Source organism: Lysinibacillus sp. GbtcB16, from assembly GCF_019091145.1.
Taxonomy (GTDB): domain Bacteria; phylum Bacillota; class Bacilli; order Bacillales_A; family Planococcaceae; genus Lysinibacillus; species Lysinibacillus fusiformis.
Genome location: NZ_JAGXJV010000889.1, coordinates 1 through 234 on the forward strand (window position 1 = coordinate 1; position 234 = coordinate 234).

Annotated in this window: 1 protein-coding gene; it reads left to right on the top strand. The window is 40.6% G+C overall.

All coding sequences use genetic code 11. The features are described 5' to 3' along the window. A partial coding sequence (locus KVT27_RS26210) for a sporulation protein YqfD (protein ID WP_217582336.1) occupies positions 1-234 on the top strand: 234 nt, incomplete at both ends.

Sequence of the window (234 nt, forward strand, 5' to 3'; positions counted from 1 at the left end):
GCCATCCCAATAATTGGTGCGCAAGCGATTTGGAAAGTAGACATTGAAGCAGCGACACCTGAATTGGTGCAGCGCTTAGGTAAAACCTTTCATGATACATTTCAAATAGAAACACCACTTTCTAAAAAAAATTTACCTTCTATTACTGTTATACGCCAAAAGCTACTAGAACAGCTTCGAGAGCTCTCTTGGGTGCATATTGAAAAAAATGGTGGACGCGTGGTACTAAGACCA